This is a genomic window from Hymenobacter tenuis (assembly GCF_054780495.1).
On record NZ_BAAGWF010000003.1, the window covers coordinates 354,845 to 373,492 of the forward strand.

Below are 18,648 nucleotides of genomic sequence, written 5' to 3' on the forward strand. Positions count from 1 at the left end.
TCCTAGGTTCTTAAAACAGCAAAAGCCCCCTACCACAGTAGGGGGCTTTTGAATTCTGATCAGACTACTGCTGAAAACTACTTGCGCTTGACGGCAGCCTTAGGGGCAGCTTTAGGCTTTGTAATCTCGGCAATGGCCGTTTTAGCCTGCTGATCATTGGGATCCAGCGCCAGCGCCTGCTGCCAGTAGGGCAGAGCAGAGGTCTTATCACCCTTCTGATAGTAGTAGTAGCCAAGGTACTTGTTGGCCTCAATCAGGCCAGTCTTGTACTTGGCAGCATCCGCAGAAGCGCCTGCTACCTCTATGTATTTCTCGTAGTATGGCTTAGCCAAGCCTTTCTTCGAGTCTTTATCGATGTTGGCATTGGCACGAGCACGCATCTGGTAGCCAGGTACATACGTTGGGCGCTCTGTCAGAACAACGCCGTATAGGCTATCAGCCTGAGCAAATTGCTCATTCATCTCATATGCCCGGCCTAGGTATACTTTATCCGTGAGGTCAGCACCATTGTTCGCCTTGATTTTGGCTTTGTAAACAATAATGGCATTAGGATAATCCTTAGCCGAGAGGTAAGCTTGGGCTAGCTCATTCTGCAACTCAGGCGCCTTCTTGGGGTCGGCGTCAATTGCTTTCTTAATGATGGCAGCACCTTCACTGGTCTTACCGCCTTTGATGAGCATCTTACCGTAGTACACGTTGTCTTCGGTAATTACTTTGTTCTCAGCCTGAGCAGCCTGCATGTATTGCTGCATAGCGGCCAGTGCCTCGTCGTTCTTGCCGGTTTCGTACAGGGTGTACGCCTTGAGACGGTTCATGGTAAGGTTCTTTGGCTCTTTGGCCAATACCTTTTCAATCTCAACCAGTGCCTCAGGATACTTCTTCGTCAGATAGAGGAACGAAGCGTATTTGGCATCCGTCGTAGAAGATTTCTCTGCTAGGGAAGAATACTTCTGAAACTGTGCCAACGCGTCATCGTAGCGACCAGCAAAGTAATAGGTCTCGGCCAAGGCATTGTAAGCCGGAGCATAGTTCGGATCAATGCTGATGGCCTTGTCGAAGTTGGTTTTGGCTTCGTTGTAAGTACGGGCACGCATGTTCAGTTGGCCTTTCCGTACATATGCCTGCGCATTGTTTGGATCGGCAAGCGAAGCGCGCTCGTAGCTGTTCATAGCTTCACCACCGCCAGTTTCCGACTTCAGGTACAAGTCGCCACGCGCAATCATCAGCGCCGGATCGTCCTTGCCTTTCGCCAGCTTTTCACCAGCGCTTACATAGGCCAAAGCTTTGCTAGTGTCCTTAATGTCTGACTCGGCATAGGCCTGAGCAATCATTGTGAACACCTTCACATCTTTGCCCTTCGAGGCTTTCACAGCATTGTCGAACTGAATTTCAGCTTCGGCTGCTTTGCCTTGCGCCAAGGCAGCACGCCCGGCGGCAACCATGGTCATCGGATCTTTTTTATCCAGCGTGACCCGATTAAAATAATACGCAGCCGAATCAGGCATGTCGCGCAGCTGATACAAACGGCCTAATTCAAACGATGCTTCGTTCGACTGGCCCTGACGGAGTAGGGCAGCGCGTGCTTCGCTGTAACGCTCCAACTCAATGGCTTTTTGAGCACCCGAAGTTTGGGCAAGGGCGGCAGAGCCGGAAACAGACAAAGCAGCGAGGAGCGTGAGCTTCCAGGGCTTGAGGTTCATGAGCAAAAGGTTTAGTGGAAATGCGTATTAGGAAAGGGAAAGTACGGTTACTGGGGCTTTACTTCAACGAGGCGGACTTGGCCGGTAGCCGGCATCAGTCCTGACTTCAGCATGATAAGCTGCCCTTTGTTACCTGCTACGAAGGATGCAAAACCGGTGCCAAGTCCGGCGCGCGCTTCTCGGCTGATAACGTATAATTCGCGGCGCAGAGGGTATGTTTTCTGAGCCAGATAAGCCTGATATGGCTGAACGTAATCTTCAGGAGTAGAACCCGAAGATTTGGGGCTGATACCTACTACCCGGACGCGCTTCAAAAACTTCTGTACGGAGGCATCATCCTGGTCACTGATCCAGTTCACTCCAATTACACCAATAGCGTTCGGATGAGTAGCAACGTAATCTAGCAGCGCAGGGTTCGATTTGGATGCAAAGGCCCTGTTAGTCAGAGCAGTCCCGCGGGTAACGGAATCCAACACAAAGCGGGCGGTGCTGGAGTTATTGTTATCGAACACTACCGTAATGTCCCCAGTCTTATTCTTGCTATTCAACTGAGACCATTGCTGCTGCTGGCCCGTAAAGATGCCCTTCAGCTGCGCTATTGTCAGCAAAGAGTCAGGGTTACTAGGGTGCACAACAATGGCAACCCCATCGACCCCAATTTTCAGGGAGCGGGGAGCAAGCTTCAGTCGTTCTAAGCGGCTTTTCTCTTGTGGAGTTAGGTCACGTGCTACCACAGCTAGCCGCACACTATCACTGGCTAAGAAAGCCTGTATGACATCAATCTCCGGCTTGTACACAGCTCGTACCTGGGCTCCGGTATAAAGCTTCTGGAAGGTGTCGACTTGTGATTTCAGGATAGGCTCAAACGTCTCATCGACCGCAATGCTGATCTTACCACTGGTAGGCGTGTCAGTAGCTTGGGTACCAGAATTGTTGCTATTCCCGCAGCTCATCACGAGGCAGCTGGTTGCAAGCAAAGTCCCGATTCCCCATTGTTTAAAGCTCGCCATCCTGATTTTTTTTGAAATGTTGCTGGTATGTGCGGACAAATCTAATGATTCCATAAAATACGAAGACGGTAGCCAGCAGTCGTCGGGCTGTGAGGGGCAGGCTTAAGGCGCCTTCAGGGGCTAGCCACAGATAAACACCTATGCCAGCGTACAGCAGCGACATGATCAAGGTAAAGTACCGGATCAGAGAAGAAGGCTTCCGGTTCCCGAGCCGTTCTTCAGTAGTAGGTCGTTCAAGCATGCAGACTCAAAGCAGATGGTTATAAACTAAACGCAAAAACACAGAAATTTTGTTCGATTTTCTGGAATCGGCTCAATTTACATCCAAATCTAGGCTTCCTAGGCCATAATAGTGATTTTTATATATGACGCGAAAGTAGGTAAGCAGGTTGTGCTACTTGTATCTGTTCACTACCCTCGAGTAGCTCACTAGGGTAATCATATGCAAAAACTGAAACGCAACTGGCCTGCCTAAAGCCAGTTGTGTTTCAGTTTTTGCGAAGCAAAATCACTCTGATAAAGGTGCTTGAACCTAGTAATTATTCATACTGAAAGGTGATAGGCAGCGTGTAACGCACCCTAACAGGATGATTGTTCTGATAACCAGGTTTCCAGGCGGGCATCTGCCGAATCACGCGTGATGCTTCCTCATCAGTGCCGTAGCCCAAGCCCTTCAACACGTCTACATCGGTGATACTGCCATCGGCATTCACCGTAAACGAAATGTAAACCTTGCCTTCTACGCCCGCTTTAAGCGCTTGCGGGGGGTAGTGAAGTTGGCGTTGCAGGTATTTGGTTAAGGCTGCTACTCCACCGGCAAATTCTGGCATCACCTCTACATGCACGAAGGGTTGGTTTACTGCAGGTGCTGCAGGCAGTTCAACAGTATCATGGCTGCTGCCACCACCCACACCAACCTCCATATCCCCTGCGGCCACTGGACCTTCCATTGAGGGCCCATCGACGGTAGTTTCAGGCGCAGTTGATGGTGGCGTTGCTTTCACCTGATCATCGGGTACAATCTTTAATGGAGTAGCAGGGCGTGGTACAGGCGCTACCGCAGACGCCGCCGCAGTTGCTGGTTTTGGCTGCTCGAATCGTACATCCTCCAGCTTAATAACTGACTCATCGCCTAAATCCACCAAAGGAGCGGCCTCAACAACCGATGGCCAGAATTGCTGCATAGCCAACGGCACTGCTATCAGGAAAGCTGCCAAGGAAGTTGAAATCAGTACCGCCGTTATAATATGACGGCCATATACTTTCCGCAATACATAGGCTCCATAGGCCTTATTGCGTCCCTCGAAAACGATATCATCGAGAGAAGGGAGGGAGGTGTGTGCGGCTGCGGTCATGGGATATAGGATTAAGTGAACGGAATGCGATTCAGTACCTAATTTCCAAGCCTGCTTCCGCCTCTACCCTTATTTCATGCCGGCTTTCAACAGGTAAACGCTATATCGGAATGCGATAGTATGCGCGCCGACTATATTTTTTATCCTTAAGCAGATAACAGAAAGAAGCCATAGCTACTACCATCCTTTTTTCCTCTAAGCGGGTCCTATTTGATCAGGAGAATGAACCTAGGAATCACTAGAGCCGAAAAGGGCATAAAGCAAAAACCCCGAACCAGAGAGTATCCGATTCGGGGTTTAAGATGGTAACAACTGAGTTGCTTACCGTACTATTTGATAGCGAAGGTTACCGGAACAGTGTAGTACACTGATACAGCACGGCCGTTCTGCTTACCAGGAGTGAAGCGAGGCAGGTTTTTGATTACCCGCATCGACTCTTCGTCGCAACCGGCACCAATACCTTTCTGCACTTCCACGTTTGTAACCGCTCCATCAGGACCTACTACAAACTTGATAAAAACGCGGCCTTCCACTTGGTTACGCAGGGCCATTGCCGGGTACTTAATGTTCTTGGCAATGTACTGCAGTAGCGCTTCTTGTCCACCGGGGAATACCGGCATCTGTTCTACGTACGTGTATGGCTTGGTTTCTACAACCTCCTCAACTGCTTTCGTGCCTTCCCCGGGTTCCAATCCAGCAAGGTCTGCCGGGTTGTCGGTGTTGCCTTTCACAGTCTCGTTTGCTACAACCTTATCCTTCAACTCTTCTTGGTCAGGAATTTCCTCCTGCTTCTGTACCTCTTCGTCCTTTTTGATGACGGGCGGTACAAACTTAACCGTGGAGAGCTTTGGCGGCGGTGGCGGCGGTGCGTCTGGCGGCGGCGGCGGTGGTGGTGGCGGCTTGGTAGCATCCAGCGGGGGAGCCTCAAGCTGGTTTACTTTGAGCATTTTATCATCAACAACCACCTCTTCTTTCTTCATCATGCGTGCCACCAAAGGGAAGGCAATCATGACAGCGAAGATGGCAATTGCGATAAGAACTGCTCTGGTTACGTGCTTACCATATACCCGCCGGATGACGTAGGCTCCATAGGCCTTGTTGCGACCCTCGAAGACAATATCGTCGAGAGAAGCATTGGCCAACTGTGCGTTGTCCATCATAATCCAGAAGATTTAATGAGTTCTTGGTCAGGTTTGGCAATGGGCACCAACGCGTACTTTTTAGTCTCGGTGATGTTCATCTCATCAAGAATATCGACCATATTCTTGTAGTTGGACTTTTCATCGGGCTTGATCAGTACCACCAGATCCTTGTTGCTTCTGCGCTGCAGTAGCACCTTCCGGATGCCATTGGCATCGTAACCGGAAAGTTTTAGCTCAGGTTTGGTAGTGCTGCTTAGTAGGCCGTCGTAATAGTACAGCTTGTTGTTCTCGCCTAACAGCAAGGTTAGGGCATTCGAAGCTTTAATTGCTGGGGGCTCCGGATCAGTAGGCTTCGGCTTCACAGGCATAGCCACTTCCATTACGGTAGGCTTGCTGAATGTAGTCGTGAGCATGAAGAAGGTGAGGAGCAGGAAGGCCAAGTCAACCATCGGGGTCATGTCGATTTTGGTCGACATTTTTTTGGCCCGCTTCTTACCTCCTTTACCGGAGTCAGCTTGTTGTTGTATTTCTGCCATGTCTGTGCGGGTTAGTTACCGGCCACCGGTTTGGTTTCGAGGTCGGTAATCAGGTTGAACCGGTTAATGTTCTTTTCCTGCATCAGTTTAATGACTTTCATCACCGTTGGTACGTCTGCGTTACCGTCGCCTTTAATAGCAACGTACGCTGCCTTACCATAGGTGGACTTGCGGCTAAGCTGCTGAGCTGTCTGTACCCATTCGATAAACTGGTTGTTGGTAGAGTCAGCAGGAACACCTTCCTGCTTTACCAGTTTACGCTGTTCACTGTCTAGGCTCAAAAGAGCAGGCAGTTTCTCAATAGGGGTACCGAAGCTCGAAGCAACGCCTTTGAAGGCCTGAACCTGTGCCGCCGTGAAACTCACGCCGTATTTGGCTCCTACCTGTTTCAGCAAGTCTGCTTTGATAGCATCATCATCTACACCAAAGAATACGCGCTTGTCTTTGTCTACTGAAATGGTGATTACGTGAGACTCTGGCAGGCGAATTTCTGAAGTAGAAGAAGGCGTATCAACCACTACTGCCTCTTCCGGGGCAAACTTAGTGGTGAGCATGAAGAAAGTCACCAGCAGGAAGGCCAGGTCAACCATCGGGGTCATGTCCAACGATGGCGACGTTCTATGAGGCTTTACTTTAGGCATTGCTGGTGTAGTTGGTTAGCGTAATTCAGAAACGAAGATGGCTGTATTTTAGTGCTGTAGGCACTAAAAATTAAGCAGCGTGGTGTTCGGTTTCGCCGTGCTGAGCAGCGAAGGTCTGAATGATGCTGAAGCCAGCTTCGTCAATGCTGTAAGTCAGCTCGTCAATTTTGCTGGTGAAGAAGTTGTAGGCTACGATAGCCAGAGCCGAAGTACCGATACCCAGAGCCGTGTTGATCAGTGCTTCCGAGATACCGTTAGCCAGACCTACTGCGTCAGGAGCACCACCTTGTGCCAGAGCCGAGAAGGCCTTGATCATACCGAATACCGTACCGAGCAGACCTACCAGTGTAGCGATAGACGCCAGAGTGGACAGGATAACCAGGTTTTTCTCCAGCATTGGCAGTTCCAAAGCAGTCGATTCTTCGATTTCCTTCTGGATAGCCAAGATCTTCTGGTCTTTCTCCATGTTACGCTCACGAGCCATCTCCTGGTATTTGCCCAGGCCGGCTTTCACTACGTTAGCTACTGAGCCTTTCTGCTGGTCGCAAACGGCAATAGCACCGGTGATGTCGTTCACATTCAGCTTCTGACGGATCGTGCGAACGAACGACTCGATGCTTTTGCTGCCTTTAGCACGGCTAATGGTCAGGGCGCGCTCAATCGAGAAGATGATTACGCACAGGAACATCGTCATCAGCACTGGTACGATAGGACCACCTTTGTATACTACGCCAAAGTAGTCACCCGATACCGGGTTGTTTTCGTTGTTGCCGCCTTGGAAGTGGCTACCATCACCTAAAACGAATTTGTAGATGATTACGCTTACGATAAACGCCAAGACGATGGCGAGAATGGCAAACAGGGACGAGCCACCGCCCTTGGCTTCGCCCTTAGGCGCTGCAGCAGCGGCGGGCCGAGCCGCGGGCTTGTTCATGGCATTCTTTTGTTCCATTGTTCCGGAGAATTAGTGGGTTGTTGGTGAAAGGTTGAAGTTGAACGTAAAAAATGTGGACTAGTAGACTAGATAACCGTGAAGACAGAGAAGCCCCGCTCACCCGCACGCCGCCAGTTAAGGCTACTTAGCGTGGGTCTGCTCGTGTGCGGGGCCTAGTCCAAAAGGATATCTAGCCTTGGCAAACCTAAGTAAAAACATGTGTGCCGCCAAATAGAAAATGGGTTTAAACGCTCTAAAACCATTTGCAACACAAAAAAAGGCTATTTCTGCTGTCCGGTTTCAATTCCGGCAGCAGCTAGTTTTTTAGCCTGCTCCCAGTATACGTCCATCTGCGCTAAAGTTAGGTTATGGAGTTGATGACCGTCCTGGGTGGCTTGGGTTTCAAGGTACTGGAAACGGCTAATGAACTTACGGTTAGTACGTTCAAGGGCCTCTTCAGGGTTAATGCCGGCATGCCGAGCGAAGTTGATTAAGGAAAATAAAAGGTCGCCAAATTCCTCGGCTGCTCTTTCCGTATTTATTTCTGAGGGGTGGGGAGTCGCAAACTCATGCTGAAATTCCTGTAGCTCTTCCTGCACTTTTTCCCATACTTGCTCGGGTTTTTCCCAATCAAAGCCAGCACCGCGGGCTTTCTCTTGGATGCGCATGGCCTTCACCAAGGCCGGTAACGAGGTAGGTACGCCGCCTAGTACCGAGGAGTTACCCTTTTCCTGCAGTTTCAGCTGCTCCCAGTTACGCTTCACATCTTCTTCGCTATCGGCCTTTACATCGCCATAGATGTGCGGATGACGAAAAATCAGCTTTTCACACTGGGCATTTAGCACATCTGCAATATCAAAAGCGCCTTGCTCACTGGCGATTTTTGCATAGAAGATGAGATGCAACATTACGTCGCCGAGCTCTTTTTTCAGGTCCGGGAGGTCGCCGCGAATGATGGCATCACTGAGCTCATAGGTTTCCTCAATGGTGAGATGACGCAGGCTTTCCAGGGTTTGTTTCCGGTCCCAGGGGCATTCGGCCCGCAGGCGGTTGAGCACGTCCAGCAGGCGTCCGAATGCCTCCAATTGTGCGGTACGGCGAGCGTCAATAGTGTTTTCCATGCAGTCAAATATACAGTGCGCGGTTATTTTCTGTTCCAAAGGTCTTCTTACTACGTCGCAGGGTTAACGTCCGGACTTCTGATTTCCGCGTAGGGAAAGCAGGGGTAGTTGCCTACTTTTGCACCCTCTTTACTTGATTTTCGCTTACCTCTAAATACTGACAGCACTGTGGCACTGATTAAATCCATTTCGGGCATTCGCGGAACAATCGGGGGGGCTGCGGGCCAAGGCCTGACTCCCATTGATGTAGTCAAATACGCCGCCGCCTTCGGTACGTGGGTGTTGCAAGAAACGCAGAACAATACAATCGTCATCGGCCGCGATGCCCGCCTTTCCGGCGATATGGTGAGCCGCTTGGTTTCGGCTACACTGCAGGGGCTAGGTATTGATGTAATCGACCTAGGCCTTAGCACCACGCCAACTGTAGAAATGGCTGTGCCCGCGAAAAATGCTGGCGGAGGTATCATCCTGACGGCTTCGCACAATCCCAAGCAGTGGAATGCGCTGAAACTCCTCAATAACAAGGGCGAGTTTATCTCTGATGCCGATGGGCAGCGCGTACTGGCTCTCGGCGACTCTGAAGCTTTCGACTTTGCTCCGGTAACGAAGCTAGGCAAGTACTCGACCGATGACACGTTCCTGCAGGAGCACATCAATGCTATTCTGGCGCTGCCGCTAGTGGATAAGGCAGCTATCAAGGCCAAAAACTTCCGAGTAGTAGTAGATGCTGTCAACTCTACGGGCGGTTTCGCTGTGCCAATGCTGCTTGAGCAACTAGGGGTAGAAGTAATTGAAAAGCTCTTCTGCGAGCCAACCGGCGACTTTGCCCACAACCCGGAGCCTCTGCCCGAAAACCTCCGCGACATTGCGCGCGTGCTGGAAAAAGGCAGCTTCGACCTAGGTATTGTAGTGGACCCCGATGTGGACCGCTTGGCTCTGGTGAATGAAGACGGTACCATGTTCGGCGAAGAATACACCCTAGTAGCTGTAGCCGACTATGTGTTGCAGCAAAACGGCGGTGGTAACACGGTAAGTAACCTGAGCAGCACCCGTGCCCTGCGCGACGTAACCGAAAAGCAAGGCGGCAGCTACGCCGCTGCGGCCGTAGGTGAGGTGAACGTGGTGAATAAAATGAAAGAAACCAACGCCGTAATCGGTGGGGAGGGCAACGGCGGTATTATCTACCCTGAGCTACACTACGGCCGTGATTCCTTGGTAGGCATTGCGCTGTTTTTAAGCCATCTGGCCAAAACTGGTCTTACCATGACGCGCTTGCGGGCTTCGTACCCAAGTTACTTCATCTCGAAAAACAAGATTGAGCTAACGCCCGAAATCAACACCGACCAGGTGCTGGTGCAAATGCAGGAACGTTATGCCAAGCAGCCTATCAATACAATTGATGGGGTGAAAATCGAGTTTGACAAGGAGTGGGTGCACCTGCGCAAGTCGAACACGGAGCCCATTATCCGCATTTATGCCGAATCGGACTCAAACGCCACGGCCGACCATCTGGCGAACAAAATCATCGGCGACATCAAGGAAATTATCACGCAATAAGGCCTGATTCCCGCCTTTTGGGCGGATGTCATTTACTTGTAAACGTACAGGATTCCGGCTACCCCGCTGGAATCCTGTATTTTTGTAGCGCCTTCCCTTCAACTATCCACTGCTTACGTTTTGCCTTGCTCATGAACGTGTATTTCGATAACGCCGCTACCACGCCGCTGGACCCCGAAGTGCTGGACGCCATGCTGCCCTTTATGCGGGACCATTTTGGCAACCCCAGCAGCATTCATGGCCACGGCCGACAGGTACGCGCCGCTATTGAAAATGCCCGCAAGACTATTGCACACCTGATTAATGCCGCGCCGGCCGAAATCGTGTTTACCTCCTGCGGAACAGAAGCCGACAACTATGCGGCTTTTGGCAGCGTGAGAACCCTAGGGTTGAAACACGCCATAACCTCGCCGCTGGAGCACCATGCCGTGCTGCACACCATGCACGCGCTGGAAAAAGCCGGCGACATCAAGCTGAGCTACCTCCGGCACGACGCTAAAGGCCAGCTAGATTTGGAGCACTTAGAGGAGTTACTGGCTACCAACCCGCGCACGTTTGTGAGCCTGATGCATGCCAACAACGAAATCGGGAATCTCAACGATATCAAGACCATTGGTGAGATATGCGAGCGGCACAATGCCGTGTTTCACACCGACACGGTGCAAACCATGGGGCATTACCAGCACGATGTGCAGCAGCTGAAAGCACATTTTCTGGTGGGTTCGGGCCATAAGTTTCATGGGCCGAAGGGGGTAGGGTTTCTGTACCGCCGCTCAGGCTTGCTGGTGGATGCGCTGATTCATGGCGGCTCGCAAGAGCGCAACCAGCGCGCGGGCACCGAGAATGTGTACGGCATCATTGGGTTGGCCAAAGCGCTGGAAATTGCTTGCCGTGGCATGGCAGAGCACCAGCGCCATATTCAGGAGCTGAAAGACCGCTTTATCCAGAAGCTGCGGGCCGAAATTGAGGACGTGCAGTTTAACGGCACCTCTGCTGATGTGGAGAAAAGCCTCTACACCGTGCTCAGCGTAAGCCTGCCGCCGTCCGTGATGAACGAGATGCTGCTGTTTAATCTGGACATCAACAAGGTGTCGGTATCAGGAGGCTCGGCCTGTACCAGCGGCGCCAATGCCGGCTCGCACGTGCTCAGCGCCCTCAATGCTGACCCTGACCGTGGCACCATTCGGTTCTCGATGAGCAAGTACAACACAGCCGAGGAGGTAGATTATGCCGTGGAGCAACTCGCCAAAATGTACCGCAAGGAACCGCTGAGCATCTAACCTGCCTGGCTTTCTATACCCACACACGGCCCGCTGCTTCTGGTAGCGGGCCGTGTGTGTTTGGGAGGTTGAGCTCGAAATCAAAGCTAGTACTTTGGATGCGGGGTCAGACGGTACGGGTAGAATTTACTAGGCCCCTTAGGTGCTCGAACCGCAGGAAGCCGGGTGCAGGCATACAGATAACGACGGAGCGCATCGTATTTTGGCCCGCATTCGTAAGGATTGCCCACACTCTGCTCTGCGCACTATGGCCGACATCAACATTCAACGCAAAAAATCTTCTCCGAGCCCCTGGCTTCTGATTCTGCTGGTACTGGCAGTGGTTGGGGTAGGTGCCTACTTTCTGTTTCGGGCCGAAAACGCGCCGCCTACTGATGTGCCCGCTCCGGTCGGCTCCGGCATTCCGGCCCCTCCTGATAGTGCCACGGGTGCTGAAACCGGTCCGAAGCCTGCTGCTGATGCTGTTGGGAATATGGCCGCCGAAAGCGCAGATCCGGTTGCGCAGGCTACTCCTGAGGCCTTGGCCACCTTTGCCCAGGGTGATGCCAGCCAACCCCAGTATGCCCGGGAAGGCTTACGCTTGCTCACTGCTACCCTTGTTAGCCTAGCCGACCGCGACGACCTGCGAGATGCGGCCATTGCAACTCGCCGCGACGACCTCACCAGCGCTACCAACCGGATTGATGAAGCCGGCTCCAGCTTGCGGCCGGGATATGTAGCCAGCGCGGCCCTGTTGCAGGCGATGCAGCAAAAAGTGGCGCCTACCCTAGAAAACGAGGCTAACCAGCTTACCATACAGGCCTCGAGCCTGAGTGGCCGCTCTGCTACTCCAGAAGACCAGCAACAGCTACGCGACTACCTCACGCGGGCCGCCCGCTTGGTTTCCAGCCTCAACGAACTGCCGGTTCGTTAGGTCGTTATTTCTCTTAAACCTGCTACTCAGTTTCTCTGCAATGGAGCCTCTCACTGACCCAATTCCTTCCGCCCAAGGTATGCACCTGCGGCGCCTGAACGATCTGAAAGAGTTTGAAGTGGCCGACGGTAATCCGGATGTGCGCGGCTGGTCGGTGCGCGGCGCCGACGGCCGGCAGTTTGGGCAGGTGTTCGAACTGATTGTGGATGTGGAGGCCTTAAAAGTGCGCTACCTCGATATCGAGCTTTCGGAAAACCTGCACATCAATGAGCGAGACCGGCACATTCTGCTGCCCATTGGCGTAGCGGCCTTGGATGAAGAGGGCGACAACGTGTTTGTACCCTCGCTTACGTCTCAAACGGTGCTGGAATACCCGCCGCACATTGAGATTCAGATAACCCGCGACTATGAGCAGGCCATGCTGCGTGCCCTCAACTTAACGCTGCCCGAGGCTCCAGAGCGCGACTTCTATAACCAGCCCGGCTACGACGACGCCTCGTTTTATCAACGCCGCCGACTAGGGTAGGCAACAGCAGCAACCACCTCTCCCATAAAAACACTAGCCCCGCTAGAAAGTCAAGCAGTTGCTGACTCTAGCGGGGCTAGTGTTGTGTGGAAAAGGCTATTCGTTAGTTCCGCCGAATCATGTCAGCTACGGCATCTACCCATTGCGGGTGTGAGTTCAGGGAAGGAACCAGCTGCCAGTGCTCTCCACCGGCTTCCTCAAACATTTCCTTGAATTCTTCCCCTACTTCAATAGTCGTCTCTAGGCAGTCGGCTACAAAAGCGGGAGAAAAGGCCAACACGCTTTTGATGCCTTTGGCAGGGAATTCTTTAATAACCTCATCCGTGTACGGCTGCAGCCACGGGTCGCGGAGGCGGCTTTGTAGGCGGCTCTGGAAGGTGGTAGTGTACTGCTCCGGCGCCAGGTTGAGGGCTTTTGCTAGCTGCCGTGAGGTCTCGAAGCACTGTGCCCGGTAGCAGTAGCGGTTGTTTTTGTTATAGCTGTTGCAGCAGCTACCCAGCTTGCAGTAGCCTTTGTGGCTGCCCTTCAGCACGTGCCGCTCCGGAATGCCATGGTAGCTGAACACAAAGTGGTCGTAGTTGTGCTTGGCCATTTCCTCCTTGGCCAGCGTAGCAAACGTGCCCACAAAGCCCGGCTCATCCACAAAGTTGCTGATAAAGCTGATGCTGGGCACTACCCACCATTTGCTCACCAACTCCATTACTTTTTCCTGTACCGAGCCGGTGCTGGCCGAAGCATACTGCGGGAAGAGGGGTAGTACAATAATGCGGTCTACGGCCGCGTCACGTAGTTCCTCCAGCGCACTCTCAATGCTGGGGTTCTGGTAGCGCATGCCAAATGCCACGAGGTAGTCTTTGCCCAGTTTTTCCTGAACTAGCTTCTGCAGATCAAGCCCGTGGTAGAGCAGGGGAGAGCCGCGTTCCGTCCAGAGCTGCTGATATATTTTGGCCGATTTGGGGGCTCGTAAGGGCACAATCAGGCCTTGAAACAGCGGATAGCGCACCGCCGCCGGCATATCAATTACGCGGGCATCGGTCAGGAATTCGTTGAGGTAGCGGCGCACGTCCCCGGTCTGGGGCGAGTCGGGAGTACCAAGATTCACGAGCAGGACGCCAATGCGGCCTTGCGAAGCAGAAGAAGTGGGCATAGAAGAAAGAACGGTCGTCCGTCCGAAGACAAAGGTAGGGCCTTCAGGGTTTGAAGAGAAGCCTGTATTTTTCTGCCGCACTAGCTTATCAATCGGCAAAAAGCCCTGCTGGCGTGCACTCAACCTGCTTACCTACTTGATTTTATCTGACACAATGCCCATCTGGTAGTAAAGCGGTACCTTTGCAGACTTATTTCGAAAATACTGTGAATCCCGAACCTACTCCGCACCGCGCTGGCTTTGTGAGCATTATCGGCAAACCCAACGTGGGCAAGTCGACGCTGATGAACGCCCTGATGGGCGAGCGGCTCAGCATCGTTACCAGCAAAGCCCAGACCACGCGCCACCGCATTCTGGGCATCCTCAACGGCGACGACTTTCAGCTGGTCTACTCCGATACGCCTGGCATCATTCAGCCCAAATACGAGCTGCACAACGCCATGATGTCGTTTGTGTACAGCTCCCTGGAAGATGCCGACGTGATTCTGTTCGTGACGGATATCTACGAAAAGCACGATGAGGAGCCGGTGGTTGAGCGCCTGCGCAAAATGGTGGATACGCCTATTCTGCTGCTGGTCAACAAAATTGATCAGGCTGACCAAGCCGAGGTGGAGGCTAAGGTGGAGTACTGGCGTGAGCATTTGCCAAATGCTACCCGGGTGCTGCCCATTTCAGCGTTGGAGAAGTTCGGAACCGGCGAGTTGCTCGATCTGATTTTGGGTTACCTGCCGGTGCATCCGCCGTATTACCCCAAAGATGAACTTACCGACAAACCGGAGCGTTTCTTCGCCGCCGAAATGATTCGGGAGAAAATCTTCAAGCTCTACAAGAAAGAAGTGCCTTATAGCTGTGAGGTAGAAATTGAAGAGTTCAAAGAAGAAGAAGACATCATCCGGATGCGCTCCATTATCTACGTGGAACGGGCCAGCCAGAAAGGAATCATCATTGGCCAGCAAGGCGCTGCTTTAAAGAAAGTAGGCACCTGGGCTCGCGAGGAAATGGAGAAGTTCTTTCAGAAGAAAGTGTTTCTCGAAATCCATGTTAAAGTCAACGAAAACTGGCGCACTGATCCTAAAGCTCTGAGCCGTTTCGGCTATAATCAATAAGTGAAATTGTGAAAGGTGATGTTGTGAATTCATAGTCTAGCGGCGTTTCTTAGGCCTGCTGAACTTCATTTTACCACTTCACCTTTCACAATTTCACCTCTGCCGACCATACTTCACATAACTACTCCGGGCACTGCCGAAACTGGTCGGGCCGGCGGCTGGAGTCAGACACATGAAAAATACCATTGCAATTGTGGGCCGCCCCAACGTGGGTAAGTCTACCCTGTTTAACCGCCTCGTAGGCCAGCGCAAAGCCATCATGGACAATGAGTCCGGCGTAACGCGCGACCGGCACTATGGCTACGGCGACTGGACCGGCAAGTACTACACCGTTATCGACACGGGTGGGTACGTGCACAACTCCGAAGACATCTTTGAAGGCGAAATCAACAAGCAGGTAAAGCTGGCCATTGAGGAAGCCGATGTAGTGTTGTTTATGGTGGACGTAGACGCCGGTTTGCACTCGCTCGACGAAGAGTTTGCCAGCGTACTGCGCCGCTACCAAGGCAAAAAGCCTATCTACATCGTAGCCAATAAGGCCGATACCAACGCTCGCGCTCATGCGTCTGGCGAATTTTATGCCCTAGGCCTCGGCGACGGCGAAATCTATCCAATCAGCTCCCAGAGCGGCTCGGGCACTGGCGACCTGCTGGATGCCGTCATCAGCCACTTTCCGGAAGAAGGCGTGGAAGAGCCCGACCTGGGCATTCCGAAGATTGCGGTAGTAGGCCGCCCGAACGTAGGTAAATCGTCGTTTGTAAACCTGCTGCTCGGCACTGACCGTAGCATCGTAACGGATATTGCCGGCACTACCCGCGACTCTATCCAGGCGCGCTACAATGCCTTTGGTCAGGAATTCATCCTAGTAGACACGGCGGGTTTGCGCCGCAAAACCAAGGTGCACGAAGACGTTGAGTTTTACTCGGTGTTGCGCTCTATCCGGGCCCTAGAGGAGTCGGATATCTGCATCGTGATGGTAGACGCGACCCGCGGCCTAGAAGCCCAAGACCTGAACATCATTGGCCTAGCCGACAAAAACCGCAAGGGCATCGTGATTCTGGTCAACAAGTGGGACCTGATTGAGGACAAGCAAACCAATACGGCCAAGGAGTTCGAGGACAAAATCCGCGAAAAGATTGCGCCTATCAGCTATCCGCCTATCATCTTCACCTCGGTGCTGACCAAGCAGCGCGTGCACAAAGCCATTGAAACGGCCATTCAGGTGTACGAAAACAAGCGCAAGAAAATCCCGACTTCGGAGCTGAACGAGGTAATGCTGCGCGAAATTGAGAAGTATCCGCCGCCCATTCAGAAGGGCAAGCTGGTGCGCATTAAGTACGTAACGCAGCTACCTACTCACAACCCGGTGTTTGCGTTCTTCTGCAACCTGCCGCAGTACGTGAAGGAAAGCTACACGCGCTATCTGGAAAACCGCCTGCGTGAAAACTTCGATTTCACGGGGGTACCAATTGGTATCGTATTCCGGAAGAAATAGCCGGGCTTTCGCCCAGTTTGCAGCCCGCTGGCCTTTTTATGGCTGGCGGGCTGTTGCGTTTTAAGGGCAGACGCAAACACCAGAAAAAAAATTAAGCTCAGCAGGGTTACCTTCTTAACCGCTGAGTATAAAGTCGTGAATCTAGCTTCTGTTCAACCTGGAGAGAAGCAGATTTTTAAAACGACTTTTCAACACTCTCTAATTTCCCCATCATGAAAAAGGTATTGTTCCTCGCCCTGGCTGCTGTTTCGTTCTCTTTCGCTTCTTGCGACAGCAAAACTGAAAACGCTCAGGAAAACACTGCTGACAACGTAGAAGCTGCTGGTGAGCAGAAAGCTGACGCTATGGAAGAGCAGGCTGACGCAGTTCGTGACTCGGCTGACGCTAAGGCTGACGTAATGGAAGATGCAGCTGACGCTAACCCAAGCCAGGCTACTCCAGCTCCTGCTACGACTCCAGCTCAGTAATTCTAGCTGCGTCTTAGACGTAAAAAAGAGGCTCTCCACAACGGAGAGCCTCTTTTTTTGTGCCTTATTGCGAGGAACACATGGCGGCTGAAATTACCCTAGGCGCCGCTGCAACATCCCATCAACTACCTCAAAGAGCTTGCGGGGCGGATAGGTTCGCCAGGGTAATTCATCTAGCTGGCCGCCAAAATTGATGTACGTATCCACGTTATACTGGCGCATTTCCCGAATGACGTGCTCCTGGAAGTTGACGGCCGCAATCCAGCCGTCTTCCACGTCCTCAAACCACTCTTCGTAGTAGTCGTCTTCGGAACCGTGGAAGTTGAACACGTTTTCGCCGATCAGGATGAATTTGCGGATGCCCTCATGCGTCATCAAATCAATGATGTTGCGCTTGAGGTGCATGATGTCGTTTTCGATGGCATCATTCCACTCCCCGATAAATTCGATGATGGCAATGCCTTGGTCATAATCCACAAACAGAATTTTCAGGAACAGCGTCTCGGAATCAAGGCTGTCCCACTGCGGATGGATGTAGTAGCCGTAAATGGTATTTACATAGCTGTCGAGGCTGTTTTCGGCTTCAAACAGGGGGGAGCGGGGGTCTTCGGAGGCTGAGTATTGTTCCAGCCAGGCGTAGTGCGGCTCAATGGTGTGCATAAGGAAGAGAAATAAAGCACACGCCTGGGCTTGTGCTGAACCAGCGTGAAGCGGGTAGTGCCTCACTCTCTGCCTTAACTCCGAACAAACGCAGTGGGTTTCCCAGTAGTGGTAGAATAGAAATTCACGGTGCAGCTTAACCGGCTAGGCACCCTGTAGCCGTGAACCTACTGACTGGCTTACTGCCGAGCCTCGAGGGCAGCTCGTACTGAGCCGTGCTGCAGCAACAAGGCAGCGGCTTCGGGCTGTGAGATGCCGAGCTCGTCCATCAGCATACGCTCGCCGCGGTCTACCAATTTGGCATTGCTGAGCTGCATATCTACCATTTTGTTGCCTTTCACGCGGCCCAACCGAATAAAGGTAGCCGTGGTAAGCATGTTCAGCACCAGCTTTTGGGCCGTGCCCGCCTTCAGGCGCGTGCTTCCCGTCACGAATTCTGGGCCGGTAACTACTTCCACCGGAAAGTCAGCGGCGGCAGCTACGGCTGAGCCTGCGTTGCACACAATACAGCCGGTGACTAGGCCGTGGCGGCGCGCTTGCTCGAGACCTCCAATTACGTAGGGTGTGCGCCCCGAGGCTGCAATGCCCACCACAATATCCTGGGCAGTAATGGCATGTTGCTGCAGATCCAGCCAGGCTTGCTCGGCGTCATCCTCAGCGTTTTCCACGGCCTTCCGGATGGCGGTGTCGCCGCCGGCAATCAGGCCAATTACTACCCCCTGCGGAACGCCAAAGGTAGGTGGACACTCCGAGGCGTCGAGAATTCCTAGGCGGCCACTGGTGCCCGCGCCAATGTAGAATAAGCGCCCGCCTGCACGGAGCCGGGCTACGGTAGCTTCCACCAACGCTTCAATCTGGGGTAAGGCTTTGGCTACAGCCAGCGGAACGGTCTGATCAACACTATTGATACCAGCCAGCAGCTCACGGGTTGAAAGCGTTTCGAGGTTATGAAAATGGGAAGAACTTTCAGTTGTGCTCATGAAGAGAGGTAGTGATGATGGCCTGGCGCAGCAGCAAGTGCATACTTAATACGGCTTACGGCCCCTGAACTGCCTAGG

18 protein-coding genes are annotated in these 18,648 nt (G+C 52.6%); 7 read left to right on the top strand and 11 right to left on the bottom strand.

Going from position 1 to position 18,648, the window contains the following annotated elements; translation table 11 throughout:
- Nucleotides 1-77: 77 nt before the first annotated feature.
- The 8 genes from ACYVGU_RS12995 to mazG form a co-directional block, all read right to left on the bottom strand.
- On the bottom strand, nt 78-1,700 hold the full coding sequence (locus ACYVGU_RS12995; protein WP_460615080.1) for a tetratricopeptide repeat protein: 1,623 nt from the start codon (nt 1,698-1,700) through the stop codon (nt 78-80).
- A gap of 47 nt (nt 1,701-1,747) precedes the next feature.
- Nucleotides 1,748-2,764 (bottom strand): PstS family phosphate ABC transporter substrate-binding protein, encoded by a 1,017-nt coding sequence (locus ACYVGU_RS13000; RefSeq protein ID WP_460622440.1) that lies wholly within the window; start codon nt 2,762-2,764, stop codon nt 1,748-1,750.
- Nucleotides 2,765-3,249: 485 nt separating this feature from the next.
- Nucleotides 3,250-4,065 (bottom strand): energy transducer TonB, encoded by an 816-nt coding sequence (locus ACYVGU_RS13005; RefSeq protein ID WP_460622441.1) that lies wholly within the window; start codon nt 4,063-4,065, stop codon nt 3,250-3,252.
- 329 nt (nt 4,066-4,394) lie between these two features.
- Nucleotides 4,395-5,225, bottom strand: a complete 831-nt coding sequence (locus tag ACYVGU_RS13010) for an energy transducer TonB (protein WP_460615083.1) — start codon at nt 5,223-5,225, stop codon at nt 4,395-4,397.
- Nucleotides 5,222-5,743 carry an ExbD/TolR family protein gene (locus ACYVGU_RS13015; RefSeq protein WP_460615084.1) on the bottom strand — a complete coding sequence of 174 codons (522 nt, stop codon included), beginning with the start codon at nt 5,741-5,743 and terminating at the stop codon, nt 5,222-5,224. Before ACYVGU_RS13015 ends, ACYVGU_RS13010 begins: the two co-directional genes overlap by 4 nt.
- Before the next feature lie 11 nt (nt 5,744-5,754).
- Complete coding sequence (locus tag ACYVGU_RS13020; protein ID WP_460622442.1) at nt 5,755-6,384, bottom strand: ExbD/TolR family protein; 630 nt, start codon at nt 6,382-6,384, stop codon at nt 5,755-5,757.
- 70 nt (nt 6,385-6,454) lie between these two features.
- Entirely contained in the window at nt 6,455-7,318 is an 864-nt protein-coding gene (locus ACYVGU_RS13025) for a MotA/TolQ/ExbB proton channel family protein (protein ID WP_460615174.1), read from the bottom strand.
- 281 nt (nt 7,319-7,599) lie between these two features.
- The gene (mazG, locus tag ACYVGU_RS13030; protein ID WP_460622443.1) at nt 7,600-8,439 is read right to left on the bottom strand and encodes a nucleoside triphosphate pyrophosphohydrolase; all 840 of its coding nucleotides are present in this window, start codon (nt 8,437-8,439) and stop codon (nt 7,600-7,602) included.
- Between the two features lie 168 nt (nt 8,440-8,607).
- Between mazG and glmM the strand changes: the two genes are divergently transcribed.
- From glmM to ACYVGU_RS13050, 4 genes are all read left to right on the top strand, one after another.
- Nucleotides 8,608-9,996, top strand: coding sequence for a phosphohexomutase domain-containing protein (gene glmM / locus ACYVGU_RS13035; RefSeq protein ID WP_460622444.1), 1,389 nt, complete (start codon nt 8,608-8,610; stop codon nt 9,994-9,996).
- Nucleotides 9,997-10,127: 131 nt separating this feature from the next.
- Nucleotides 10,128-11,276, top strand: coding sequence for a cysteine desulfurase family protein (locus ACYVGU_RS13040; RefSeq protein WP_460622445.1), 1,149 nt, complete (start codon nt 10,128-10,130; stop codon nt 11,274-11,276).
- A 247-nt stretch (nt 11,277-11,523) separates the two neighbouring features.
- Nucleotides 11,524-12,189, top strand: a complete 666-nt coding sequence (locus ACYVGU_RS13045) for a hypothetical protein (RefSeq protein ID WP_460622446.1) — start codon at nt 11,524-11,526, stop codon at nt 12,187-12,189.
- A 40-nt stretch (nt 12,190-12,229) separates the two neighbouring features.
- A complete protein-coding gene (locus ACYVGU_RS13050; protein ID WP_460622447.1) occupies nt 12,230-12,715 on the top strand; it encodes a YlmC/YmxH family sporulation protein in 486 nt (161 codons plus the stop codon).
- 103 nt (nt 12,716-12,818) lie between these two features.
- On the opposite strand, the gene hemH is transcribed toward ACYVGU_RS13050, so the two are convergent.
- A complete protein-coding gene (hemH, locus tag ACYVGU_RS13055; protein ID WP_460622448.1) occupies nt 12,819-13,862 on the bottom strand; it encodes a ferrochelatase in 1,044 nt (347 codons plus the stop codon).
- 206 nt (nt 13,863-14,068) lie between these two features.
- On the opposite strand from hemH, the gene era reads away from it, so the two are divergent.
- From era to ACYVGU_RS13070, 3 genes are all read left to right on the top strand, one after another.
- Entirely contained in the window at nt 14,069-14,968 is a 900-nt protein-coding gene (era, locus tag ACYVGU_RS13060; RefSeq protein WP_460615092.1) for a GTPase Era, read from the top strand.
- A 172-nt stretch (nt 14,969-15,140) separates the two neighbouring features.
- Entirely contained in the window at nt 15,141-16,463 is a 1,323-nt protein-coding gene (der, locus tag ACYVGU_RS13065) for a ribosome biogenesis GTPase Der (protein WP_460615093.1), read from the top strand.
- A gap of 212 nt (nt 16,464-16,675) precedes the next feature.
- Nucleotides 16,676-16,930 (top strand): hypothetical protein, encoded by a 255-nt coding sequence (locus tag ACYVGU_RS13070; protein WP_460615094.1) that lies wholly within the window; start codon nt 16,676-16,678, stop codon nt 16,928-16,930.
- A 93-nt stretch (nt 16,931-17,023) separates the two neighbouring features.
- Here ACYVGU_RS13070 and ACYVGU_RS13075 read toward each other — a convergent pair whose 3' ends face one another.
- Both ACYVGU_RS13075 and murQ read right to left on the bottom strand, forming a co-directional pair.
- Entirely contained in the window at nt 17,024-17,590 is a 567-nt protein-coding gene (locus ACYVGU_RS13075) for a hypothetical protein (protein WP_460615095.1), read from the bottom strand.
- Between the two features lie 179 nt (nt 17,591-17,769).
- The gene (gene murQ / locus ACYVGU_RS13080; protein WP_460622449.1) at nt 17,770-18,570 is read right to left on the bottom strand and encodes an N-acetylmuramic acid 6-phosphate etherase; all 801 of its coding nucleotides are present in this window, start codon (nt 18,568-18,570) and stop codon (nt 17,770-17,772) included.
- Nucleotides 18,571-18,648: the final 78 nt, after the last annotated feature.

What these genes read in the sequence shown, in the direction of transcription:
- ACYVGU_RS12995 (WP_460615080.1), bottom strand. Translation starts at nt 1,700, where the DNA reads ATGAACCTCAAGCCCTGGAAGCTCACGCTCCTCGCTGCTTTGTCTGTT.
- ACYVGU_RS13000 (WP_460622440.1), bottom strand. Translation starts at nt 2,764, where the DNA reads ATGGAATCATTAGATTTGTCCGCACATACCAGCAACATTTCAAAAAAA.
- ACYVGU_RS13005 (WP_460622441.1), bottom strand. Translation starts at nt 4,065, where the DNA reads ATGACCGCAGCCGCACACACCTCCCTCCCTTCTCTCGATGATATCGTT.
- ACYVGU_RS13010 (WP_460615083.1), bottom strand. Translation starts at nt 5,225, where the DNA reads ATGATGGACAACGCACAGTTGGCCAATGCTTCTCTCGACGATATTGTC.
- ACYVGU_RS13015 (WP_460615084.1), bottom strand. Translation starts at nt 5,743, where the DNA reads ATGGCAGAAATACAACAACAAGCTGACTCCGGTAAAGGAGGTAAGAAG.
- ACYVGU_RS13020 (WP_460622442.1), bottom strand. Translation starts at nt 6,384, where the DNA reads ATGCCTAAAGTAAAGCCTCATAGAACGTCGCCATCGTTGGACATGACC.
- ACYVGU_RS13025 (WP_460615174.1), bottom strand. Translation starts at nt 7,318, where the DNA reads ATGAACAAGCCCGCGGCTCGGCCCGCCGCTGCTGCAGCGCCTAAGGGC.
- mazG (WP_460622443.1), bottom strand. Translation starts at nt 8,439, where the DNA reads ATGGAAAACACTATTGACGCTCGCCGTACCGCACAATTGGAGGCATTC.
- ACYVGU_RS13040 (WP_460622445.1), top strand. Translation starts at nt 10,128, where the DNA reads ATGAACGTGTATTTCGATAACGCCGCTACCACGCCGCTGGACCCCGAA.
- ACYVGU_RS13045 (WP_460622446.1), top strand. Translation starts at nt 11,524, where the DNA reads ATGGCCGACATCAACATTCAACGCAAAAAATCTTCTCCGAGCCCCTGG.
- ACYVGU_RS13050 (WP_460622447.1), top strand. Translation starts at nt 12,230, where the DNA reads ATGGAGCCTCTCACTGACCCAATTCCTTCCGCCCAAGGTATGCACCTG.
- hemH (WP_460622448.1), bottom strand. Translation starts at nt 13,862, where the DNA reads ATGCCCACTTCTTCTGCTTCGCAAGGCCGCATTGGCGTCCTGCTCGTG.
- der (WP_460615093.1), top strand. Translation starts at nt 15,141, where the DNA reads ATGAAAAATACCATTGCAATTGTGGGCCGCCCCAACGTGGGTAAGTCT.
- ACYVGU_RS13070 (WP_460615094.1), top strand. Translation starts at nt 16,676, where the DNA reads ATGAAAAAGGTATTGTTCCTCGCCCTGGCTGCTGTTTCGTTCTCTTTC.
- ACYVGU_RS13075 (WP_460615095.1), bottom strand. Translation starts at nt 17,590, where the DNA reads ATGCACACCATTGAGCCGCACTACGCCTGGCTGGAACAATACTCAGCC.
- murQ (WP_460622449.1), bottom strand. Translation starts at nt 18,570, where the DNA reads ATGAGCACAACTGAAAGTTCTTCCCATTTTCATAACCTCGAAACGCTT.